Annotated in this window: 1 protein-coding gene; it reads left to right on the top strand. The window is 64.6% G+C overall.

What is annotated here, in order from left to right; genetic code table 11:
• The coding region (gene gltB / locus ACLHHB_RS03470) for a glutamate synthase large subunit (protein WP_410216893.1) at positions 1–2726 on the top strand (2726 nt) is incomplete at both ends.

Genomic DNA, 2726 nt, shown 5'->3' with positions numbered 1-2726 from the left:
TCGATCATCTACAAGGGCATGATGCTGGCCGAGCAGGTCGCGGAATTCTATCCCGACCTCAAGGACGAGCGGTTCGAGAGCGCGTTCGCGATCTATCACCAGCGCTATTCGACCAACACCTTCCCGCAGTGGTGGCTGGCCCAGCCCTTCCGGATGCTGGCCCATAACGGCGAGATCAACACGCTGAAGGGCAACCTGAACTGGCTGCGCAGCCACGAGATCCGCATGGCCTCCAGTGCCTTTGGCGAAGCGGCCGAGGACATCAAGCCGATCGTGCCGGCCGGGTCCTCCGACTCGGCGGCACTGGACGCGGTGTTCGAGGTCCTGGTGCGGTCGGGCCGTTCGGCCCCCATGACCAAGACGATGCTGGTGCCGGAAAGCTGGTCCAAGTCCACGACCGACATGCCCCAGGCCTGGGCCGACATGTATGCTTATTGCAACGCCGTGATGGAGCCGTGGGACGGTCCCGCCGCGCTGGCCATGACCGACGGTCGCTGGGTTTGCGGCGGTCTGGACCGCAACGGCCTGCGGCCCATGCGCTATATCGTGACGGGCGATAATCTGGTCATCGCCGGCTCCGAGGTGGGCATGGTCCCGGTGGACGAAATGAACGTCCGCGAAAAGGGTGCCCTTGGACCGGGCCAGATGATCGCGGTCGATATGTGGGACGGCAAGCTGTACCACGACACCGAGATCAAGGACCGTCTGGCCAGCAGCCAGCCCTTTGGCGAGTGGATCGAGAAGGTCGTCGACCTGAATGACGTGATGCGCGAGCTGCCCGAATCGATCCAGTTCGCGGGCGACGAGCTGCGCCGCCGCCAGACCGCCGCCGGCTTCACCATGGAAGAGCTGGAGCATGTCTTGGCCCCCATGGCCGAGGACGGCAAGGAATCGATCGCCTCGATGGGCGACGACACGCCGCCGGCCGTTTTGTCGAACCAGTACCGGCCAATGAGCCACTTCTTCCGCCAGAACTTCAGTCAGGTGACCAACCCGCCGATCGATTCGCTTCGCGAGACGCGGGTGATGAGCCTCAAGACGCGGTTCGGCAACCTCAAGAACGTGTTGGACGAAAGCAGCGCGCAGACCGAGATCCTGATCCTGGAAAGCCCCTTCGTCGCCAACGGCGAATTCGCCGAGATGGTGAAGATGTTCGGCGACACGGTGACGGTGATCGATTGCACCTTCCCCGACAATGCCGGCCATGACGCCTTGGGCGAAGGACTGGCGCGCATTCGTGCCGAGGCCGAGGATGCCGTGCGTTCCGGCGCCGGTCATCTGGTCCTGACCGACGAGGCGCAGGGCGCGGATCGCGTGGCCATGCCGATGATCCTCGCAACCAGCGCGGTTCACAGCTGGCTGACGCGCAAGGGTTTGCGGACCTTTTGCAGCGTCAACGTCCGTGCGGCCGAATGCATCGACCCCCATTACTTTGCCGTGCTGATCGGTTGCGGCGCGACGACCGTGAACCCTTATCTGGCACAGGATTCGATCAACGACCGGATCGAGCGCGGCTTGCTGACCGGCTCGCTGATCGAGAACATGCGCCGGTATCGCACGGCGATCGACGCGGGCCTTCTCAAGATCATGGCCAAGATGGGGATCTCGGTCCTGTCGTCCTATCGCGGCGGCCTGAACTTCGAGGCCGTGGGCCTGTCCCGCGCCATGGTGGCCGAGTATTTCCCCGGCATGCAGAGCCGCATCAGCGGCATCGGCCTGCACGGGCTGCAGGCCAAGCTGGAGGATCTGCACCACAAGGCCTTCCATGCCGACAACGTGGACCTGCTGCCGATCGGCGGCTTCTACAAGCTGCGCCGTGCAGGTGAAAAGCATGCCTGGGAAGCCAACACGATGAAGCTGCTGCAGGTCGCCTGCGAAAAGGCATCCTATGATGTCTGGAAGCAGTTCAGCGCGACCATCCGGGCGAACCCGCCGATCCACATCCGCGATCTGCTGGACATCAAGCCCTTGGGCAAGGCCGTGCCCATCGACGAAGTGGAGAGCATCACCTCGATCCGCAAGCGCTTCGTCACGCCCGGCATGTCGCTGGGGGCCTTGTCGCCCGAAGCGCACATGACGCTGAACATTGCGATGAACCGCATCGGCGCCAAATCCGACAGCGGCGAGGGCGGAGAGGACCCGGCGCACAGCCACCCGCTGCCCAACGGCGACAACCCCTGCGCCAAGATCAAGCAGGTCGCCTCGGGCCGGTTCGGCGTCACCGCCGAATATCTGAACGCCTGCGAAGAGCTTGAGATCAAGGTCGCGCAGGGTGCGAAACCCGGAGAGGGTGGGCAGCTGCCTGGCATGAAGGTGACCAAGCTGATCGCGCGGCTGCGTCACTCGACGCCGGGCGTGATGCTGATCTCGCCGCCGCCGCACCACGACATCTACTCGATCGAGGATCTGGCGCAGCTGATCTACGACCTGAAGCAGATCAACCCGCGCGCCAAGATCACGGTGAAGCTGGTGGCCTCCTCGGGCGTCGGCACGATTGCGGCGGGGGTGGCGAAGGCCAAGGCCGACGTGATCCTGATCTCGGGCCACAACGGTGGCACGGGGGCTAGCCCGGCCACGTCCATCAAGTTCGCGGGTCTTCCGTGGGAGATGGGCCTGACCGAGGCGCATCAGGTTCTGGCCATGAACCGCCTGCGGGAACGCGTCACCCTGCGCACCGACGGCGGCCTGCGGACGGGCCGCGACATCGTCATGGCGGCGATGATGGG

This window comes from Paracoccus sp. (in: a-proteobacteria), assembly GCF_046462195.1.
Taxonomy (GTDB): domain Bacteria; phylum Pseudomonadota; class Alphaproteobacteria; order Rhodobacterales; family Rhodobacteraceae; genus Paracoccus.
This window is presented reverse-complemented; position numbering and strand designations above follow the sequence as displayed.